This window comes from Pseudomonas sp. NPDC008258 (assembly GCF_042956345.1).
Lineage (GTDB): Bacteria > Pseudomonadota > Gammaproteobacteria > Pseudomonadales > Pseudomonadaceae > Aquipseudomonas.
In genome coordinates, this window is record NZ_JBIBGE010000008.1 from 87,104 (window position 1) to 106,278 (window position 19,175).

At 62.8% G+C, this 19,175-nt stretch carries 20 protein-coding genes; 12 read left to right on the plus strand and 8 right to left on the minus strand.

The window, feature by feature from the left end; translation table 11 throughout:
• The first annotated feature begins 33 nt into the window (after positions 1-33).
• The 3 genes from ACFY9W_RS08650 to ACFY9W_RS08660 are packed head-to-tail and all read left to right on the plus strand — an operon-like array spanning position 34 to position 3,706.
• Entirely contained in the window at positions 34-1,848 is a 1,815-nt protein-coding gene (locus tag ACFY9W_RS08650) for an ATP-binding protein (RefSeq protein WP_391128442.1), read from the plus strand.
• Entirely contained in the window at positions 1,845-3,251 is a 1,407-nt protein-coding gene (locus ACFY9W_RS08655; RefSeq protein ID WP_391128445.1) for a sigma 54-interacting transcriptional regulator, read from the plus strand. Before ACFY9W_RS08650 ends, ACFY9W_RS08655 begins: the two co-directional genes overlap by 4 nt.
• A complete protein-coding gene (locus ACFY9W_RS08660; protein WP_391128448.1) occupies positions 3,251-3,706 on the plus strand; it encodes a YiiD C-terminal domain-containing protein in 456 nt (151 codons plus the stop codon). The genes ACFY9W_RS08655 and ACFY9W_RS08660 overlap by 1 nt, the downstream gene beginning before the upstream one ends.
• A gap of 124 nt (positions 3,707-3,830) precedes the next feature.
• Here the strand turns inward: ACFY9W_RS08660 and cysQ are convergent, their stop codons facing one another.
• Together cysQ and nudE are read right to left on the minus strand one after the other, a co-directional pair.
• Positions 3,831-4,649 carry a 3'(2'),5'-bisphosphate nucleotidase CysQ gene (cysQ, locus tag ACFY9W_RS08665; protein ID WP_391128450.1) on the minus strand — a complete coding sequence of 273 codons (819 nt, stop codon included), beginning with the start codon at positions 4,647-4,649 and terminating at the stop codon, positions 3,831-3,833.
• Positions 4,646-5,212: an ADP compounds hydrolase NudE gene (nudE, locus tag ACFY9W_RS08670; protein ID WP_391128453.1), complete on the minus strand. Its 567-nt coding sequence runs from the start codon at positions 5,210-5,212 to the stop codon at positions 4,646-4,648. Before nudE ends, cysQ begins: the two co-directional genes overlap by 4 nt.
• Before the next feature lie 64 nt (positions 5,213-5,276).
• Here nudE and yrfG point away from each other — a divergent pair, with 64 nt between their 5' ends.
• Complete coding sequence (gene yrfG / locus ACFY9W_RS08675) at positions 5,277-5,939, plus strand: GMP/IMP nucleotidase (RefSeq protein WP_391128456.1); 663 nt, start codon at positions 5,277-5,279, stop codon at positions 5,937-5,939.
• A gap of 112 nt (positions 5,940-6,051) precedes the next feature.
• On the opposite strand, the gene lysM is transcribed toward yrfG, so the two are convergent.
• Entirely contained in the window at positions 6,052-6,492 is a 441-nt protein-coding gene (gene lysM, locus ACFY9W_RS08680) for a peptidoglycan-binding protein LysM (RefSeq protein WP_016714471.1), read from the minus strand.
• Positions 6,493-6,669: 177 nt separating this feature from the next.
• Between lysM and fdhD the strand changes: the two genes are divergently transcribed.
• The 3 genes from fdhD to ACFY9W_RS08695 all read left to right on the plus strand — a co-directional run bounded on the left by fdhD (position 6,670) and on the right by ACFY9W_RS08695 (position 10,647).
• Entirely contained in the window at positions 6,670-7,500 is an 831-nt protein-coding gene (fdhD, locus tag ACFY9W_RS08685; RefSeq protein ID WP_391128459.1) for a formate dehydrogenase accessory sulfurtransferase FdhD, read from the plus strand.
• Between the two features lie 5 nt (positions 7,501-7,505).
• The gene (locus tag ACFY9W_RS08690) at positions 7,506-9,851 is read left to right on the plus strand and encodes an FdhF/YdeP family oxidoreductase (RefSeq protein WP_391128463.1); all 2,346 of its coding nucleotides are present in this window, start codon (positions 7,506-7,508) and stop codon (positions 9,849-9,851) included.
• Positions 9,852-10,167: 316 nt separating this feature from the next.
• On the plus strand, positions 10,168-10,647 hold the full coding sequence (locus tag ACFY9W_RS08695) for a glycine zipper domain-containing protein (protein WP_012270060.1): 480 nt from the start codon (positions 10,168-10,170) through the stop codon (positions 10,645-10,647).
• Positions 10,648-10,702: 55 nt separating this feature from the next.
• On the opposite strand, the gene ACFY9W_RS08700 is transcribed toward ACFY9W_RS08695, so the two are convergent.
• Positions 10,703-11,143, minus strand: a complete 441-nt coding sequence (locus tag ACFY9W_RS08700) for a thioesterase family protein (RefSeq protein WP_391128466.1) — start codon at positions 11,141-11,143, stop codon at positions 10,703-10,705.
• Positions 11,144-11,268: 125 nt separating this feature from the next.
• Between ACFY9W_RS08700 and ACFY9W_RS08705 the strand changes: the two genes are divergently transcribed.
• The gene (locus tag ACFY9W_RS08705; protein ID WP_391128469.1) at positions 11,269-11,712 is read left to right on the plus strand and encodes a hypothetical protein; all 444 of its coding nucleotides are present in this window, start codon (positions 11,269-11,271) and stop codon (positions 11,710-11,712) included.
• Positions 11,712-11,984, plus strand: a complete 273-nt coding sequence (locus ACFY9W_RS08710) for a type II toxin-antitoxin system mRNA interferase toxin, RelE/StbE family (protein WP_391128472.1) — start codon at positions 11,712-11,714, stop codon at positions 11,982-11,984. The genes ACFY9W_RS08705 and ACFY9W_RS08710 overlap by 1 nt, the downstream gene beginning before the upstream one ends.
• Before the next feature lie 58 nt (positions 11,985-12,042).
• Here ACFY9W_RS08710 and ACFY9W_RS08715 read toward each other — a convergent pair whose 3' ends face one another.
• A complete protein-coding gene (locus tag ACFY9W_RS08715; RefSeq protein ID WP_391128475.1) occupies positions 12,043-13,584 on the minus strand; it encodes a phosphoenolpyruvate carboxykinase in 1,542 nt (513 codons plus the stop codon).
• A 179-nt stretch (positions 13,585-13,763) separates the two neighbouring features.
• Positions 13,764-14,663: an Hsp33 family molecular chaperone HslO gene (gene hslO / locus ACFY9W_RS08720; protein WP_391128478.1), complete on the minus strand. Its 900-nt coding sequence runs from the start codon at positions 14,661-14,663 to the stop codon at positions 13,764-13,766.
• A gap of 119 nt (positions 14,664-14,782) precedes the next feature.
• On the opposite strand from hslO, the gene ACFY9W_RS08725 reads away from it, so the two are divergent.
• Positions 14,783-15,577: a phosphatase PAP2 family protein gene (locus ACFY9W_RS08725; RefSeq protein WP_391128481.1), complete on the plus strand. Its 795-nt coding sequence runs from the start codon at positions 14,783-14,785 to the stop codon at positions 15,575-15,577.
• Between the two features lie 165 nt (positions 15,578-15,742).
• On the opposite strand, the gene ACFY9W_RS08730 is transcribed toward ACFY9W_RS08725, so the two are convergent.
• Positions 15,743-16,144 (minus strand): S4 domain-containing protein, encoded by a 402-nt coding sequence (locus ACFY9W_RS08730; RefSeq protein ID WP_391128484.1) that lies wholly within the window; start codon positions 16,142-16,144, stop codon positions 15,743-15,745.
• 109 nt (positions 16,145-16,253) lie between these two features.
• Here ACFY9W_RS08730 and ACFY9W_RS08735 point away from each other — a divergent pair, with 109 nt between their 5' ends.
• Complete coding sequence (locus tag ACFY9W_RS08735) at positions 16,254-16,736, plus strand: ATP-dependent zinc protease (RefSeq protein WP_328825613.1); 483 nt, start codon at positions 16,254-16,256, stop codon at positions 16,734-16,736.
• Positions 16,733-17,638 (plus strand): 30S ribosomal protein S6--L-glutamate ligase, encoded by a 906-nt coding sequence (rimK, locus tag ACFY9W_RS08740; protein WP_012316721.1) that lies wholly within the window; start codon positions 16,733-16,735, stop codon positions 17,636-17,638. Before ACFY9W_RS08735 ends, rimK begins: the two co-directional genes overlap by 4 nt.
• A gap of 212 nt (positions 17,639-17,850) precedes the next feature.
• On the opposite strand, the gene ACFY9W_RS08745 is transcribed toward rimK, so the two are convergent.
• Positions 17,851-19,164, minus strand: a complete 1,314-nt coding sequence (locus ACFY9W_RS08745) for an ATP-binding protein (RefSeq protein ID WP_391128488.1) — start codon at positions 19,162-19,164, stop codon at positions 17,851-17,853.
• Between the last annotated feature and the right edge of the window lie 11 nt (positions 19,165-19,175).

The following is a 19,175-nucleotide window of genomic DNA, read 5'->3' on the forward strand; positions in this document are numbered from 1 at the left end:
AATTGCGTCAGACTTTTCTGGCGCATTTACGTGATGATTGCAAAACCCACGCCCCCACGCCGTCCCCGCTGGCGCAGCCTGGCCTTGTTGGCCCTGTGCCTGGTCCCGTTACTGTGGCCCCTGCACCACCTGGCCGAGCGTTACTACCAGGATGAACTGGCCTCGCAGAACCGCCAGACCCTCGACCTGTACGTCGCCAACCTGCTCGGCACCCTGCACCGTTACGAAACCTTGCCGCAGATCCTGGGCGACCTGCCGGCGCTACGTGGCGTGCTGGCCGACCCGTTCCGCCTTGAAGCGGTGACCAACGCCAACCGCCTGCTCAAGGACATCGTGCAGCAGACCGGCGCCGAGGTGATGTACCTGATGGACATCAGCGGCAACACCCTGGCCGCCTCCAACTGGGACAAGCACGACAGCTTCGTCGGCCGCAATTTCGCCTTCCGCCCCTACTTCAACGAAGCCATGGCTGGCCATCTGGGCCGCTTCTTCGGCCAGGGCACCACCTCGGCCAAGCGCGGCTACTTCTTTGCCGCAGCCGTGCGGGACCGCGAGCGGGTTGTCGGCGTGCTGGTGGTAAAGGTCGACCTCGACCACACAGAAACGCTCTGGGGCCGTACCCCCGAGCAGCTGCTGCTGACCGATCACAATGGTGTGGTCATCCTCACCTCTCGGCCCGACTGGCGCTTCCGTGCTACCCGCACGCTGACCGAAGCCGAGCGCCAAGCCATCATCGCCATCCAGCCCTACCCGACTCAGGCTCCGCAGCCACTGGTGCTCAACCCGGACGCCTGGCTCACCCAGACCCGCGACATCAAGGAAACCGGCTGGCAAGTCAGCATCCTTGCACCGCGCATACTGGTCGACCGTTCGGTGCAAACGGTGATGGCCATCGGCGCCGGTACCTTGCTGGTGCTGATGCTGCTGGCCGGCCTGGTGATGCAGCGGCGGCGCCACTACATCGACCGTATCGACTTCGAGGCCCGCGGCCGTCAGGAGCTGGAAAAGCGCGTGGCCCAGCGTACCGCCGACCTTGAAGGCCTGAATACCCGGCTGAAAAATGCCGTGCTGGAACGCGAGAACGCCCAGCAAGAGGCGGTGCGCGCACAGGACGAACTGGTGCAGGCCGGCAAACTGTCGGTACTCGGCACCATGTCGGCCAGCATCAGCCACGAGCTCAACCAACCGCTGGCAGCCATCCGCAGCTATGCGGAAAACGCCGAAATCCTGCTCGACCACCAACGCACAGAAGACGCCCGCGGCAACCTCAAACTGATCGGCGAACTGACCGGGCGCATGGCCTCGATCATCGCTCATTTGCGTGCCTTCGCCCGCCGCGACCGGCATGCCCCGGAGAGCGTGGCCCTGCAGCCGGCCCTGGACGATGCCCTGGCGCTGCTGGCCAAGCGCCGCCGGGCAATGGCCGTGGAGCTGATCCGCGACCTGCCAGAAGCCACCCTGTGGGTACAAGCGGGTGAAACCCGCCTGCGCCAGGTGCTGGGCAACCTGCTGGCCAATGCCCTCGACGCCCTGACCGAAAAAGCCAACCCGCGCCGCCTGTGGTTAAGTGCCGAGCGGCGCGATGACTGCGTCTACCTGTACATCCGCGACAACGGCCCCGGTTTCAGCCGCCAGGCCCTGGAGCACGCCAAGGAGCCGTTCTTCACCACCAAGACCCGCACCCAAGGCCTGGGCCTGGGCCTGGCCATCTGTGAAAGCCTGATGCGTGCCCTGGGCGGCGAACTGCTACTGGCCAACCACCCGGAAGGTGGCGCACTGCTGACCCTGCAACTGCGTGTGGCCGCGCCTGGCGCTACGTTGCCCAATTCGGAGGACCTCTCGGCATGACCACCGAGACACTGATCGACAGCCAAGCCCAGGTCATCCTGGTAGACGATGACCCGCACCTGCGCCAGGCGCTGAGCCAGACCCTGGACCTGGCCGGGCTCAAGGTGGTCGCCCTGGCCGACGCCCAAGGCCTGGCCGACCGCATCGAGGCGGACTGGCCCGGCGTGGTGGTCAGCGACATCCGCATGCCCGGCATCGATGGCTTGCAACTGCTGGAGCAACTGCATGCCCGCGACAGCGAGCTGCCGGTGCTGCTGATCACCGGCCATGGCGATGTACCGCTGGCGGTGCAGGCGATGCGCGCGGGGGCTTATGACTTTTTGGAAAAACCGTTCGCCACCGACGCCCTGCTCGACAGCGTGCGCCGCGCCCTGGCCCTGCGCCGCCTGGTGCTCGACAACCGCAGCTTGCGCCTGGCGCTGAGCGATCGCCAGCAATTGGCCACCCGCCTGGTGGGCCATTCGCCGTCCATGCAGCGCCTGCGCGAGCAGATCGGGGCTTTGGCCGGTACCCGCGCCGATGTGTTGATTCTGGGTGAAACGGGCGCCGGTAAAGAGGTGGTGGCCCGTGCACTGCACGATCTGTCCAGCCGTCGCGACGGGCCGTTCGTGGCGATAAACGCGGGCGCGCTGGCCGAGTCGGTGGTCGAGAGCGAGCTGTTTGGCCATGAGCCCGGTGCGTTCACCGGCGCGCAGAAACGCCGCATCGGCAAGTTCGAATTTGCCAACGGCGGCACGCTGTTCCTCGATGAAATCGAGAGCATGAGCCTGGATGTGCAGGTAAAGCTGCTGCGCATGCTGCAGGAGCGGGTGGTCGAGCGACTGGGTGGCAACCAGCTGATCCCGCTGGATATCCGCATCATTGCTGCGACCAAGGAAGACCTGCGCCAGTCCGCCGACCAGGGGCGCTTCCGTGCCGACCTGTATTACCGCCTTAACGTGGCACCGCTGCGTATTCCGCCACTGCGCGAACGTGGCGATGACATTCTGGTGCTGTTCCAGCACTTTGCCGACGCCGCCAGCCAGCGCCATGGCCTGCCCCCCCACAACCTGCAACCGACCCAGCGCGCCGTGCTGCTGCGCCATGACTGGCCGGGCAACGTACGCGAACTGCAAAATGCTGCCGAGCGCTTCGCCCTTGGCCTGGAACTGGCCCTGGATGGCCAGGCGCCCCCGGCGGCAGTGGCCGCGGCACCCGCACTCAGCGGCAACCTCAGCGAACAGGTCGAGCAGTTCGAGCGCTCGCTGATCGCAGCTGAACTGGCCCAGCCACACAGCTCCATGCGCAGCCTGGCCGAGGCGCTGGGCATCCCCCGCAAAACCCTGCACGACAAGCTGCGCAAGCACAGCCTGAGCTTCGAAGGCGGCAGTGGCGGGCACGATGATCACGAGGACAACCGTTGATGAGCACCGATAGCCAGTACTTGCAGTCCGTACTGCACAGCGACATCCCACTGACCCGCGAAATGGGCCTGGAAGTGCTCGATTGGCAGCAGCACACCCTGCGCCTGCAACTGCCGCTGGCAGCCAACGTCAACCACAAGAGCACCATGTTCGGTGGCAGCCTGTACTGCGCAGCCGTGCTGGTGGGCTGGGGCTGGCTGCACCTGCGCCTGCGTGAGCTGGGGATAGATGACGAGCATATCGTCATCCAGGAGGGGCAGATCAGTTACCCGTTGCCGGTTACCGGCGCCGCAGTGGCGCGCTGCGCGGCACCGGACGAGAAAACCTGGGAGCGGTTCGTGACGATGTACCAACGCCGTGGGCGGGCGCGGTTGACGTTGGAAACCACGGTGAGCAATGCCGCAAGTGACGAGCCTGCCGTGAAATTCATCGGCCAGTACGTGCTGCACCGCTAATACTGAAGGCCGTCGCGATCCCTGTGGGAGCGGGCGCGCCCGCGAAGCAAGCAACGCGGTGTATGGCACCGGCTCCGCCGGTGTTCGCGGGCTCGCCCGCTCCCACAGAGTACTGTGACGCCTGTCAGATCAGCTTCAGGAAGGCCTGGCGCCATGCAGCATTGGCTGGCAATGCCAGGAAGTACGGGTTAAGCAGCGACTCCCGCGCCGGATACCTGAACGGCAAGCCATCCAGCCCGATCACCTCGCCACCAGCCCCTTCCACCACCCCCTGCGCCGCAGCAGTGTCCCACTGCGAAGTCGGCGCCAGGCGCGGATAGCAATCGGCACTACCCTCAGCCAACAGGCAGAACTTCAGCGAACTGCCAATATTGGCCAGCTCCAGTTCGCCCACCGCAGCCCCCAGCCCGGCCAACAACGCCTCCTGCTCCGGGCTGGAATGCCGACGGCTGGCAACTACCGTGAAACGCTCGCCCACGGGTGGTGCATTGCGTACCTGGATCGGCTGGGCCGCCTCACCGGCCTCTGCACGCCAGGCCCCCAACCCGCGCCCGCCGAAGTAACAGCGCCCGTTGGTAGGCATCGACACCACGCCAAACACCACTTCGCCGTTTTCAACCAGGGCGATGTTGACCGTGAACTCCTCACTGCCAGCGATGAATTCCTTGGTACCGTCCAGCGGGTCGACCAGCCACCAGCGGCTCCAGCCCTGACGCTCGGCCAGCGCAATGTTGCAGTCCTCCTCGGACAACACCGGAATGTGCGGGGCCAGCGCCAGCAGGCCATCGGCAATTACCCGGTGCGCCGCCAGATCAGCGGCGGTAACCGGCGAATCGTCAGCTTTGTTGGTGACAGCCACATCGGCACGCCAGAACGGCAGGATCGCCTCGCCTGCCGTCAGCGCCAGCTTGACCACTTCATGCATCAGTTGCAGGTCGCTCATAGCTCCAGCAGCCCCCGCTGGATCAACAGGTCACGTGCCAGGTACAGCGCCGCCAGGGCGCGCCCTTCGGTAAACTGCGGGTGCATGGCCAATGCCGACAGCTCGCGCAGGTTGACCTTGTCGACCCCCATCGGCTCTGGCTCATCGCCTTCAAGGCGTTCTTCGTACAGGTCGCTGGCCAGCACCACCTGGATCTTCTGGCTCATATAGCCCGGCGACAGCGACAGCTCGGTCAGGTGCTCCAGCTGGCGTGCGCCAAAACCGGCTTCTTCCTTGAGCTCCCGGTCAGCCGCCGCCAGCACATCTTCGCCCGGCTCGATCAGGCCCTTGGGCAACGACAGCTCGTACTCATCGGTGCCGCCGCAGTACTCCTCCACCAACACCGCGTGCTCGGCGTCGAGCATGGCCACGATCATCACCGCACCGTAGCCGTTACCCCGGCCCACCAGGCGCTCGTAGGTACGTTCGTTGCCATTGCTGAAGCGCAATTGCACGGCTTCGACGCGAAACAGGCGGCTGCTGGCGACGATTTCGCGGCTGAGGACGGTGGGTTTCTGGCGCATGGGGCGGCTCCTTGGCGTGAACGGGTTACTATACCGTGGCTTGCCGACTGAACGAGAGTTTCCCATGCCTGTTCTTCCCTGGTCTGCCATCGATACCGTCCTGCTGGACATGGACGGCACCCTGCTTGACCTGCATTACGACAACCGCTTCTGGCTGGACCACCTGCCCCAGCGCTATGCCGAGCTGCACGGGGTGAGCCGGGCCATGGCGGAAATGGAGCTGCAACCGCTGTTCGAGCGCAATGCCGGCACGCTGAACTGGTATTGCCTGGACTTCTGGAGCCGCGAGTTGCGCTTGCCAATCCGCGAGCTGAAGCAGGAAATCGCCGACCTGATAGCCCTGCGGCCGGATGCCGATACCTTTCTGGCGGCAATCCGCAAGGCGGGCAAACGGGTGGTGATGATCACCAACGCTCACCGCGACTCGCTGTCGTTGAAGCTGGAGCGGGTAGAGCTGGCGCCGTATTTCGAGCGGCTGATCAGCTCGCACGATTATGGCTACCCCAAGGAAAGCCCGCAGTTCTGGGATGCCTTGCAGGCGGACATCGGCTTTGAGCCGGGGCGCAGCCTGTTTATTGATGACACGCTGGCAATTCTGCGCAGTGCGCGGCGGTTTGGTGTGGGTCATTTGCTGGCGGTGCGCCAGCCGGATAGCCAGGCCGGGCCGCGGGATACCCAAGAGTTTGCGGCGGTCGAGGATTACCGGGATTTGTTGGTAGGTCTGTGAGGGCCCTTTCGCGGGCTTGCCCGCTCCCACAGCAATTGCGCATGTCCCGTAGACTGTGCAGTTTCTGTGGGAGCGGGCATGCCCGCGAAGAGGCCGGCACTGGCAGCAGGGATTACTCAGGAATACGCAGCACCTGCCCCGGATAGATCTTGTCCGGGTGCTTGAGCATCGGCTTGTTGGCCTCGAATATCTTGTTGTACTGGTTGGCATTGCCATACACGACTACGGAGATGGCCGACAGGGTGTCGCCCTTCTTCACGGTAACGAACCTTGCCGCCGCCACCACCGGCCCGGTCACGGTGATCTGGTCCTCGACACTCGCCACACCGTTGATGTTACCCGCCGCCAGAATGATCTTCTCCTTCTCTTCCTGGCTGGCCACCTCACCCTTGAGGATGATCTTGTCACCCTCTACAGTGGCGGAGATGTTCGGGTTACCCAGGCCGACACTTTCCACGTGCTTCTTCAACTGCTCTTCGGCATTGGCATTACCTGGGGTCAGCAGGTCGATCAACTTCTCGCCCGCTTCCTTCACAAAACTGAACAAGCTCATAGCGCTCTCCTTGTTGACGAAACCTCGGACACAGCAGTCTAGGCCAGCTTTTCCCCTCCTGCCCCTGTGCGACCAATCGACGCGGTCTATCAAGGCATAGACCCTAGCGATTAGACGCCACCGGCCCGCAAGCCTAGGCTTGTGCTATCAGAAAGCCGCCGGTATCCAGCGCCCCCGATGAACAGCAAACCTCCGGTCTGCGCGGCCTCATCGCCATTGTCCATGCCCGCCGCCAGCAACACCTACGATTACGTCCAGCTCAGCGACGGCCAACGCGACAGCACGCCGCTGGCCGAAGAGGTGGCCTTGGCTATTGCCTACAACGGCCTCAACCAGGCAGTGATGCTGGTAAGCCCCACCGACCTTGAAGACTTCGCCGTCGGTTTCAGCGTCGGCAGTGGCATTGTCGAAGGCACGGCCGAAATCTATGACCTCAAGCTCTCCGGCAGCGGCTCGGCCATGTATGCAGACCTGGAAATTTCCAGCCGCGCCTTCTGGAACCTGAAGAACCAGCGCCGCCAACTGGCCGGTACCAGTGGTTGCGGCCTGTGCGGGGTCGAAGCGCTGGAACAGGCACTGCCGGAGCTGGCCGAGTTGCCGGGCGCCCCGCTGCCACCGGCGCAATGGCTGGTCGGCCTGCGCGAACGCATCGATGCCTTCCAGCCGCTGGGCCAGCATTGCGGGGCCGTGCATGCGGCGCTGTTCATGGACCGCCATGGCGAGTTGCTGCTCGGCCGCGAAGACATTGGCCGGCACAACGCCCTCGACAAGCTGATCGGCGCCCTGCTGCGCCAAGGTATCGACAGCGCCGGAGGCCTGGCCATCGTTACCAGCCGCTGCAGCCTGGAACTGATCCAGAAAGTACTGCGTGCCGGCATCCAGACCCTGGTCAGCCTGTCGGCACCCACCGGCCTCGCCCTGCAATGGGCGCGCAAGCACAACCTCAACCTTATCCACTTGCCCAAGCACAGCGCACCGCGGGTCTACAGCCCAGCGGCGGAGTCTTAACAGCCGTGACCTCGTACCAGCACCTTCCAGACAACGCACCAGCCTCCACTCCTCGCTACAAGCCCTACCACGGCCCGGCCGGTGGCTGGGGCGCGCTGCGCAGCGTGGCCAAGGCCTGGGTCGGTAGCGACAACGCGCTGAAAAATATTCGCGCCCTGCTCAAGACCAACCAGAACGGCGGCTTCGACTGCCCCGGCTGTGCCTGGGGGGACTCGCCGGAAAGCGGCATGGTCAAGTTCTGCGAGAACGGCGCCAAGGCCGTGAACTGGGAGGCGACCAAGCGCCGCGTCGATGCCGCCTTCTTTGCCCGCTACAGCGTCACCGCGCTGCTGCAACAGAGCGATTACTGGCTGGAATATCAAGGTCGGCTGACCGAACCGATGGTCTTCGACGCCACCAGCGACCGCTACCAGCCGATCAGCTGGGACGCCGCGTTCGCCCTGATCGGTCACGAGCTTAACAAACTGGCCACGCCTGACCAGGCCGAGTTCTATACCTCAGGGCGGGCCAGCAACGAAGCCGCGTACCTGTATCAGCTGTTCGTGCGCGCCTACGGCACCAACAACTTCCCCGACTGCTCGAACATGTGCCACGAGGCCAGTGGCGTGGCGCTGGGGCAAAGCGTCGGGGTCGGCAAAGGCACCGTCACCTTTGACGACTTCGAGCATGCCGACGCCATTTTCGTCTGGGGCCAGAACCCCGGCACCAACCACCCACGCATGCTCGACCCGCTGCGCGATGCGGTGAAGCGTGGCGCCCAGGTGGTGTGCATCAACCCGCTGAAGGAACGTGGCCTGGAACGCTTCCAGCACCCGCAAAACCCGCTGGAGATGCTGACCAACAGTGACCGGCCGACCAACACCGCATTCTTCCGCCCGGCCCTGGGCGGCGACATGGCAATGCTGCGCGGCATGGCCAAGTTCGTCCTGCAGTGGGAACGCGAGGCCCAGGCCAACGGCGAACCGGCCGTGTTCGACCACGCGTTCATCACCGAACATGGGCATGGCGTCGACGAATACCTGGCAGTGGTGGATGGCACGCCGTGGGAACATATCCAGGCCCAATCCGGCCTGGCGCTGGCCGATATCGAACTGGCCGCGCGCATGTACTGCCGCGGCAAGCGGGTCATCATGTGCTGGGCGATGGGCATCACCCAGCATCGCCACTCGGTGCCGACCATCCAGGAAATCGTCAACCTGCAAATGCTACGCGGCAATATCGGCGCGCCAGGCGCCGGGCTGTGCCCAGTGCGTGGGCACAGCAACGTGCAGGGTGACCGCACCATGGGCATCAACGAGCGCCCACCGGTAGCCTTGCTGGATGCCATCGAGAAACGCTTTGGCTTCCCCGTGCCACGGCACAACGGCCACAACACCGTCGAAGCGATCCACGCCATGCTCGATGGCCGGTCCAAGGTATTCATCGGCCTGGGCGGCAACTTCGCCCAAGCCACACCAGATACCGAGCGTACCGCCCAGGCGCTGCGCAACTGCGAACTGACTGTGCACATCAGCACCAAGCTCAACCGCAGCCACCTGGTGCATGGCAAGCAGGCGCTGATCCTGCCGTGCCTGGGCCGCACCGATATCGACCTGCAAGCTGACGGGCCACAAGCCGTAACGGTGGAAGACTCGTTCAGCATGGTGCATGCATCCAACGGCCAGCTGAAGCCACTGTCGAGGCAGATGCGCTCCGAACCGGCAGTAGTTGCCGGCATCGCCGCTGCCACCCTGGGCAAGCAACCGGTGGACTGGCACTGGCTGGTGGCCGACTACGACCGCATCCGCGACCTGATTGGCGATACCATTGCCGGCTTCAGCGGTTTCAATCAGCGCTTGCAGCACCCGGGCGGTTTCTACCTGGGCAACAGCGCAGCCAGCCGCGAATGGAAGACCGCCACCGGCCGCGCCAACTTCAAAGCCAACCTGCTGCCGGATACCTTGCTGGATGAACGTGTGCGCGCCAGCGGCCAACTGCCAGACCTCATCATGCAGTCGATGCGCTCACATGATCAGTACAACACCACCATCTACGGCCTGGATGACCGCTACCGCGGCGTGCGCGGCCAGCGCGAGGTGCTGTTCGCCAACGAAGCCGACATCATCCGCCTGGGCTTCCAGCCGGGGCAGAAGGTGGACATCGTTTCGTTGTGGGGAGATGAGCATGTACGCCGGGTGTACGGCTTCACGCTGCTGGCGTTCGATATTCCGGCAGGCCAGGCCGCGGCTTACTACCCTGAAGTGAACCCGCTGGTGCCGCTGGAGAGCATCGGTGATGGCAGCCACACGCCGACATCCAAGTTCATTGCCATCAAGCTGGAGCGGGCGCAGGACGACGGGCGCATCCTCTAGGAATGGTGTTGGCCTCTTCGCGGGCTTGCCCGCTCCCACAGGGACTGTACAAGGTTCAAATCCTGTGACGTACCTGTGGGAGCGGGCAAGCCCGCGAAGAGGCCGGCAGCCCCAGCGCAAAAACGAAAAAAGCCCTGTTCCGCAACGGTTCAGGGCTTTGTCATAAAGGTCTCAGACAGCCGAAAATCGATAAAGTTTCACAGCAAATACAGTAACTTAGAGAATTGTGTACAACTCGTGTTACTCGTCGGATTTCGTTTGCCAGCCACGCCGCTTAGCCTCAAATTCGCCTCGTCATCCCTATGAGGCTCTCTTGATGAAGAAGTACTCCTCGATTCTGTTGTTGTCTTTCAGCTTGCTCAGCGGCGTGGCCATGGCAGGCGGCACCACCGAGGCCGGCATTGGCGGCGCATTGGGTGGGGTACTGGGCTCGGTAGTGGGCAACTCCATTGGTGGTAGCACTGGCGGCGCCATTGGTGCCGGCCTGGGCGGCGCGGCCGGCGGTGCCTTGGGCGCCGACAAGCGCCAGCGCGGTGAAGCCGCAATCGGCGGCGCGCTGGGTGCTGCAGGCGGTAACGTGGTCGGCCGCTCGGTGGGCGGCACCACCGGTAGCTACATCGGTGCAGCAGCTGGCGGTGGTGCCGGTGGTGCACTGGGTAACTACATGGGCAACAAGGCCGACGAAGACGAGCGCCATGACGACCGTCGCTACCGTCGTGGCTACGATGACCGTCGCCACTACGACCGTGGCCACCATTACGGCCACCGCAAGCACAAACGCCACTGGCGCGACTGATGCCTGAGGGCTCTGCCCCGGCAATAAAAGCCCCGCCCCTGCTGGCGGGGCTTTTTTATGCCTGCTGCGCCAGTACCAGGCCAGACAGGATCACCTGCAGCGCCTCTGGCAGCGTCACAGGCCGGCCACTGGCCCGTTCGATGAACACCTGCACCACCGTGCCTGCCGCGCACGCCTCCGGCTCACCCGGGCGGAACAGCGCCAGGCGGTACTCCACCGTGCTGCCCGCCAGGCGGGTTACCCCCAAGCCCACTTCGAGCACATCGGGGAAGCCCGGCAACGCGTAAAAATCCGCGGCCGAACTGACCACGAAAGCCGCAAGCGGGCCGTCACGTAGGTCCACCTCGGCCTGTTCCACCAGGAAGGCATGGATAGCAGTTTCGAAAAAGCCATGCACGGTGGCACCCGCGATATGGCCGTTGACGTCGTTGTCCGAAGGGCGGGTGAGGATGGGGTGGAAGTGGGAGAAGGCAGTGCGCTGAGGGGATTCAGTCATGAGTTATCCACAGTTGGTTGCAATCGATAAGGAAGCTTCCCACAACAAGTTCGGAAGGCCTATAGTCGCAATCAACTATAGATTGCATAGCATGGTCAGTCCCGATGAAGCCGAGAAATACACCCATGCCAACTCATCATCTCGACCATGCCAACCTGAGCCGTATGGCGGAATCAGGGCGCATCAACGCTACGCACATCGTAGGTCAGCCAGGGGGCTGGGCGGTTCAGGTAGATATCAACCAGCAGGAACATGTACTCACCGCCCAGCGCAGCGGCAACGTCAGGCTTTTCAAGAAGCTTGAGACCCTGGTGGCTTACCTGCTGGACCTGGGAATCGACCATTTCCAGGTCGATGCATCCACTTTCGACCCTGGGCAGATGAGTACTTACCATCGTCCTGATCGCGCCCAGGCATTGAAGCGGGCTCATGAAGCAGCTGCCTATGAGGCTTGGTTCCAAGGGCAGGTAACCGCGAGCCTGAAAGACACAGCGCCAGTAGTGGACGATGAGGAGGCCGAACGACTGTTTGCTGCTCGTCGTGCCACGCTGGCTACCAAGATACGTTGATGCGGCTGACGTGGCGCCAGATGGCGCTCAAAGACCGCATGCGCATCATGGATCATATCGTTCAGGAAAACCCTGCAGCGGCAATCGAGCTGGACGAAACCTTCGGGGACAAAGCCAGGCGCGCAGCACAGAATCCGGCCCTCTACAAAGTGGGTAGATACCCAGGAACCAGGGAAATCGTAGTCAGGCCCAATTATGTGATGATCTACCGCGTCGTGGATAACCGTGTCGAGATCATCCGCATTCTGCACGCCCGCCAGCAATGGCCTTGAACACCAGATACAAAAAAGCCGCCCTTGAAGGCGGCTTTCTTGTTACGGCTGGCTCAGCTTACAGCTGCGGGCCAGCAGCCTTGATGGCGTCGGAAACTTCGAACTTCTTGAAGTTTTCGATGAACAGCTTGGCCAGGCCTTTGGCGGCCTCGTCGTAGGCAGCTTTGTCAGCCCAGTTGGTGCGCGGGTTGAGCAGCTCGGTTTCAACGCCAGGAACGGCTTTTGGCACGTCCAGGTTGATGATGTCCAGGTGCTCGGTTTCGGCACCGACCAGCGCGCCGCTCTGGATCGCAGCGATCACGGCACGGGTGGTCGGGATGCTGAAGCGCTTGCCAACGCCGTAGCCACCGCCGGTCCAGCCGGTGTTGACCAGGTAAACCTTGGAGTTGAAACCGTTGATACGCTTGATCAGCAGCTCGGCGTACTCGCCAGCCGGGCGCGGGAAGAACGGTGCGCCGAAGCAGGTGGAGAAGGTCGACTTGATGCCGCCGCCCGAACCCATTTCGGTGGAACCGACCAGCGCGGTGTAGCCGGACAGGAAGTGGTAGGCCGCCTGCTCGTTGTTCAGGATCGACACCGGAGGCAGAACACCGGTCAGGTCGCAGGTCAGGAAGATGACTGCGTTAGGCTCGCCGCCCAGGTTCGCTTCGGAACGCTTGGCAACGTGCTCCAGCGGGTAGGCCGCACGGCTGTTCTGGGTCAGGCTGACATCGGTGTAGTCGGCGTGCTTGTTGGCGTCGAGAACGACGTTTTCCAGTACTGCGCCGTGCTTGATGGCTTTCCAGATGACCGGTTCGTTCTTCTCGGACAGGTCGATGCACTTGGCGTAGCAACCGCCTTCCATGTTGAAGACAACGCCTTCGCCCCAACCGTGCTCGTCGTCACCGATCAGGTAACGGCTTTCGTCGGCCGACAGGGTGGTCTTGCCAGTGCCGGACAGGCCGAAGAACAGGGTCACGTCGCCTTCTTCGCCGATGTTGGCCGCGCAGTGCATTGGCAGCACGTCGGCAGCCGGCAGCAGGAAGTTCTGTACCGAGAACATGGCTTTTTTCATTTCGCCGGCGTAACGCATGCCAGCGATCAGCACTTTCTTGGCGGCGAAGTTGATGATCACGCAACCGTCGGAGTTGGTACCGTCACGCTCAGGTACGCACTCGAAGTTGGCAACGTTGAGGATTTCCCACTCGCCGCGTTTAGCCGGGTTGAACTGCTCAGGGTTGATGAACAGGCAACGACCGAACAGGTTCTGCCAGGCAGTCTGGGTGGTCATCTTCACCGGCAGGTAGTGCTCGGCGGCCGCCCCTACGTGAACGTAGGAAACGAAGTGATCCTGGGCGTTGTTGAACGCCTCGACGCGGTCCCACAGGGCATCGAACTTGTCGGCCGGGAACTTGCGGTTGATCGGGCCCCAGGAAATCGCGTCCTGGGTGGAAGGTTCTTCGACGATGAAACGGTCAGCCGGCGAACGGCCAGTACGGTGACCGGTCTCTACGACCAGTGCGCCAGTATCGGCTAGTACGCCTTCACCGCGTTGCAGCGCTTCTTTTACCAGCTCATCGACGCTCAGGTCGGTGTACACGGTGTTGTTGGCTTGCGTCATGAGATACCCCATCCGGCCCGAGGCCGAGTGCTCCAAACGTTTTGTAGTTGTCTTGAAAAAACTACTACAGCGAAAAAAGTGGCCGGATTATGCCAGAAACGCCCAAAAAAAGTAGGCCCCTCCTGTCGTAACCGCGCTTTTGCGCAATTAGACAGGAGATTATCCTGTGATTAACCGTTTCAGTGGCGAGTTTCTGAGGCCGCGTCAGTGCCGCCACCGGCAAACAGTTGTGCCACATCACTGGCATCGAACAAATAGCGCTGGTTGCAGAACTGGCAATCGATCTCTACCTGGCCGCCGCATTCTTCCACCAGCGCCTTGGCGTCGTGCTCGCCAAGACTGACCAGCGCATTGCCGGAACGTTCGCGCGAGCAGCTGCAATTGAAGCGCAGTGGCTGGATATCGAACAGGCGCACGGCATCTTCGTGGTACAGGCGGTGCAACAGGGTTTCGTTGTCCAGCGCCCATTCATCAGCCTTTAGCGTGGTAGCCAATGCCACCACGTGCTGCCAGCTTTCTTCACGCTCTTCATCATCGGGCTGGCGGTCACGCGGCAGTTGCTGCAGCAGCAGGCCACGGGCCTTGCCGCCTTCGGCGTTGAGCCAGAAACGAGTGTTGAGCTGTTGCGACTGAACGAAGTAGTTGGTGAAGCATTCCGACAGGTTGGCGCCATCGAGATCCACGGTGCCCTGGTAGCGCTGGCCCTTGACCGGATCGATGGTCAGGGTCAGGTGGCCGTCGGGCATCAGCTGCGCCAGCGTGGCGTCAGCCGGGATCTGATCCGCTTCGTAGCGTGCCACGCCACGGATGTCGCGATCGCCAGAACACTCCACCATCAGCAGCGGGATTGGCCCTTGGGAGCGCGCCTGCAGAATCAGCAGGCCATCGAACTTCAGTGCGCCCACCAGCAAGGCGGTGGCAGCCATCAGCTCGCCGAGCAGTGCCTGGACCGGCTGTGGGTACTGGTGACGCGCCAGCACCGCGGCGTAGCTGTCATCGAGAGACACCCACTCGCCGCGTACGTCGCGCTCGTCGAAGATGAAACGTTGGGTGAAATCGGTATCAGGCAAATCGCTCATAGGTTTTGGCTATCTAAAAATGATGACAAAATGATTACAAGGGTTATCGAACAACTGCGAGAACCCGTGACAGAGCGCTCACAAGGCGCTCCGCTTCCTGTTTGCAATAGAGGTATTTTATGGACAATCGACCACTGTTCCAAGCAAGGTGGTCCTTGGGGCCATTGGCAGCCTGTACGCTGCTTCCCATCGCTCTACTGTGTTTCTGGTTATGGCCCATTGGCCAGATCTTGTGCCTGACTTTCGACGAGTGGCTGTTCCACAGCCTGAATGCGCCACTGGCCGACAACACCACCTGGCGCTACATCTGGACCGTCGGCAGCCTGCGGCCGTTCGACATCGTTGTCGGCCTGATCCTTCTGGCAGTACTTATCCGCGGTGACTGGGTGTTCAAGGCAACCCAGGTTCGTCAGGCGTTTTTCGGCTTTCTGGTCACGCTACTCCTCTTAGTGGTGATTCGCGCGCTGTTTTCCAAGTGGGTGGATGCAGCCGGTTGGCAACACAAGAGCCCGTCGATGATGTTCGACGACGTGGTGCACCTGAGTGACTACTACCCGAACCTGGAGAAGGCCTGGGAGCTGAAGGACCGTTCCAGCAAGAGTTTCCCGGGGGATCACGCTTCGGTGCTGTTGATCTGGGCACTGTTCATGAGCGTGTTCAGCCGCCGACTGGTGCAGTACCTGGTGATCTGGGGGCTGGCGGTGCTGTTCATGCTACCGCGCCTGGTGGCCGGCGCTCACTGGGGGCAGGATGACTATATAGGCGGGTTGCTGATGGCGGTGCTGGCGTTGGGCTGGAGCTACTACACACCGCTGGCGGCCAAGGGTAGTGAAGCATTGATGCGCTGGACCGCGCCGTTGTTTTCGATTGCGGCCAAGCTACCGTTGGTCGGGCGATTGGCGGTGATGCGCTAGATCCCCGGGGCTGCTGCGCAGCCCATCGCCGGCAAGCCAGCTCCCACCTCGACCGCGCTGCCTCCCAGCCCTTGTGCAATACCTGTGGTGCTGGTCAACCCCCAAAAGCTAACGCGATCCCTGTGGGAGCTGGCTTGCCGGCGATGGGGCGCGAAGCGGCCCCAGCTATTCAAAGCTCCCATGCAACTGATGAATCTGCCGCCGCTGTTTCTTGCTCGGCCGCCCATCAGTAGTCACGCCCGTCGCCCCGGCCTTGCGCAACTCAGCCGCCTGTTCCCGCCGCCGCACACTCTCTTCCGTCTCTTCATACAGCGTCTGCGCCTCCGGCGCCCCACGCCGCACCACCGACAACGCCTTCACCACCACGGTGCGCTCATCGAACCCGGTGCGCAGTACAAATTCGTCACCCACACGTGGCTCCTTGCCCGGCTTGCAACGCTCCCCCCGGCAATGCACCTTGCCGCTCTCGATCGCCGCCTTGGCCAGCGCCCGCGTCTTGTAGAAACGCGCGGCCCACAGCCACTTGTCCAGGCGAACCTTGTCGTCGTCTTCGGCTTTTTGTGCCATCCCGTTACCTCGGATTCTGTCTTTCACCGAACTGTACTACCTTCACATACGGATGCAAAAAGTCCCCGCCATGCTTACAGTTCACCACCTTATTCGCAGGGTGCGCTTCGTGAAGACATTTGACCATTTGACTGTGATCGGCCTGCGCGAGTGGGTCGCCCTGCCTGACCTCGGCGTGGCCGGGCTACGAGCCAAGATCGACACCGGGGCCAGCACCTCCAGCCTGCACGCTACCGAGGTGGAACCGTTCGAGCGCGATGGCCAGCCCTGGGTACGCTTCACTGCACACCTGGGCACGGTGGTACAACTGCGCCACCGGCGCTGCGAGGCACCGCTGGTGAACAGAAAGACCATCAGAAGCTCCAACGGCCACGCCCAGACCCGTTATGTCATTCGCACGTCACTGGCCTTGGGTGATCGTGTGTGGGAGGTCGAATTTACCCTGGCCTGCCGCAAGAGCATGCGCTATCGCCTGCTGCTGGGCTCCAAGGCGCTGATCCACGGCCAACTGGTGGTCAACCCTGGCCTCAAATACGTACAAGACAAACCGGCCTTTCCGGCCACTCTCTCTCCTGTCACAGGTGCTGCATGAAGATCGCTGTGCTGTCGCGCAATCCGCGTCTGTATTCCACCCGCCGCCTGGTCGAAGCCGGTACCCAGCGTGGCCACGAAATGGTGGTGATCGATACCCTGCGGGCCTACATGAACATTGCCAGCCACAAGCCGCAGATCCATTACCGCGGCAAGCCGCTGGAAGGCTTCGATGCAGTGATCCCGCGCATTGGCGCATCGGTTACGTTCTATGGCTGCGCGGTACTGCGCCAGTTCGAAATGATGGGCGTGTACCCGCTCAACGAGTCGGTGGCCATCGCCCGCTCACGCGACAAGCTGCGCTCGTTGCAGCTGTTGTCACGGCGTGGCATCGGCCTGCCGATCACCGGTTTTGCCCACTCCCCCGACGACATCCCCGACCTGATCCAGATGGTCAATGGTGCCCCGCTGGTGATCAAGGTACTGGAAGGCACCCAGGGCATCGGTGTGGTGCTGTGCGAAACCACCCAGGCGGCCGAGTCTGTGATCGAGGCATTCATGGGCCTGAAGCAGAACATCATGGTTCAGGAGTACATCAAGGAGGCCGGTGGCGCCGACATCCGCTGTTTCGTGGTGGGTGACAAGGTCATTGCCTCGATGAAGCGCCAGGCCAAGCCGGGCGAATTCCGCTCCAACTTGCACCGAGGGGGCGTCGCCAGCCTGATCAAGATTACCCCCGAAGAACGGATCACCGCGATTCGTGCGGCCAAGGTGATGGGGTTGAGCGTGGCGGGTGTGGATATCTTGCGCTCAAACCATGGGCCGCTGGTGATGGAGGTGAACTCGTCGCCGGGGCTGGAAGGCATCGAAGTGACCACCGGCAAGAACGTGGCCGGGATGATCATCGAGCACCTTGAGAAGAATGGCGGGCCGAATCAGACCCGGACCAAGGGTAAGGGCTGATTCAAACCTGTACCGGCCTCTTCGCGGCTAAAGCCGCTCCCACAGTACCGTGTTGGCTCGAAGCTAGCGCAGACCCTGTGGGAGCGGGCGTGCCCGCGAAACAGGCGACGCGGTGGATGGCACCGGCGCTGCCGGTGTTCGCGGGCTCGCCCGCTCCCACAGAGATTGCGCTAGCTTCGAGCCAACACAGTACTGTGAAAGGCCGTTGAACCTCACACAGCATTACGCGGTAGCAGCAACCCCAGCGGCAGCCTGACCCGCGCCTCGATCCCGCCACCAGAGCGATTGCGCAGCTCCACATTCCCGCCATGCTGCGCCGCGATCCGCTTGACGATCGCCAGCCCCAACCCGGTGCCCTTGCCGCCCCGCGCCCGGTCACCACGGATGAACGGGTTGAAGATGGTCTCCAGCTCCGACTCGTCAATCCCGGTACCGCGGTCCAGCACGCTCAGCACCACGTAAGGCGCACTCTCGTCACCCGACACATAAGCAGCCACCTCTACGCCTTTGCCAGCATGGTGCAGGGCGTTGCCGATCAGGTTGCCCAACATGCGCTTGAGCGAAACGCGCCGCAGCGGGAACGGCGGTATTGGCTCCAGGCACAGGCGCACACGTTCTTTCGGCTGGTTGTACGGCGCCACTACTTCACGCACCAGGTCAGCCAGGTCGACCTCTTCCAACGGCTCGTCACGGCCATCGCGGATAAAGGCCAGGAACTGATCGAGGATCGCGTCCATGTCTTCGATATCGCGGACCATGTCATCACTCAAGTCGCTGTCGCTGTTCAACAATGACAACGACAGCCGCAGGCGGGTCAACGGCGTGCGAAGGTCATGGGAAACCCCCGCCAGCATGAGCTCGCGCTCGCGCCCGGCCTGCTCGACATCCTCGGCCATCTGGTTGAAGGCCTTGTACACCTCGGTCATCTCGCTGGGCGTATCGCTGATCGGCAGGCGCACGCTGCGCCCCTGGCCCAGCTGGCGAGCGGCGAACACCAGGCGCTTGAGCGGCTGGTTCAGCTGACGAACGAAGATCCAGGCCGAGGCGGTGGACAACAGGCCAATGGCCAGGAACCAGCCCAGCACGTTCCAGATCTTCTGCCCACGCAGCGGATGCGGGTACAGCGGCACTTTCAGCCAGCCGGGGCCCAGGCTTGGCGCATTCACCCACAACGCCGGTGGCGCGTGAATGCGCAGGCGCACCTCGGTGTCTTCGCCCAGCTCCGCCTGCATCTGCCGTTGGTAGATTTCACTGTAGGGCCAGTGCTGCTCACCCTCGGGCACACCCGAGCCGGTCACGCGGATAAGGCCTGCCGCCTCGGCAATCTTGTCGCGGTTTTCTTCGTCGGCAGCCCAGTAGGCGCGCAAGGTCAGCGCCACACCGTGGCTGTACTGACGGTCGACCAGCACATCCTCGTTCATCAGCAGGTAGACCAGGGTCAAAGCCTTGCTGAACAGGACGACGATCAACACCAGCCACAAGGTGCGGGCGAAGAAACTTTGCGGAAACCAGAGCGGTGTTTTCATGGACGACGAGG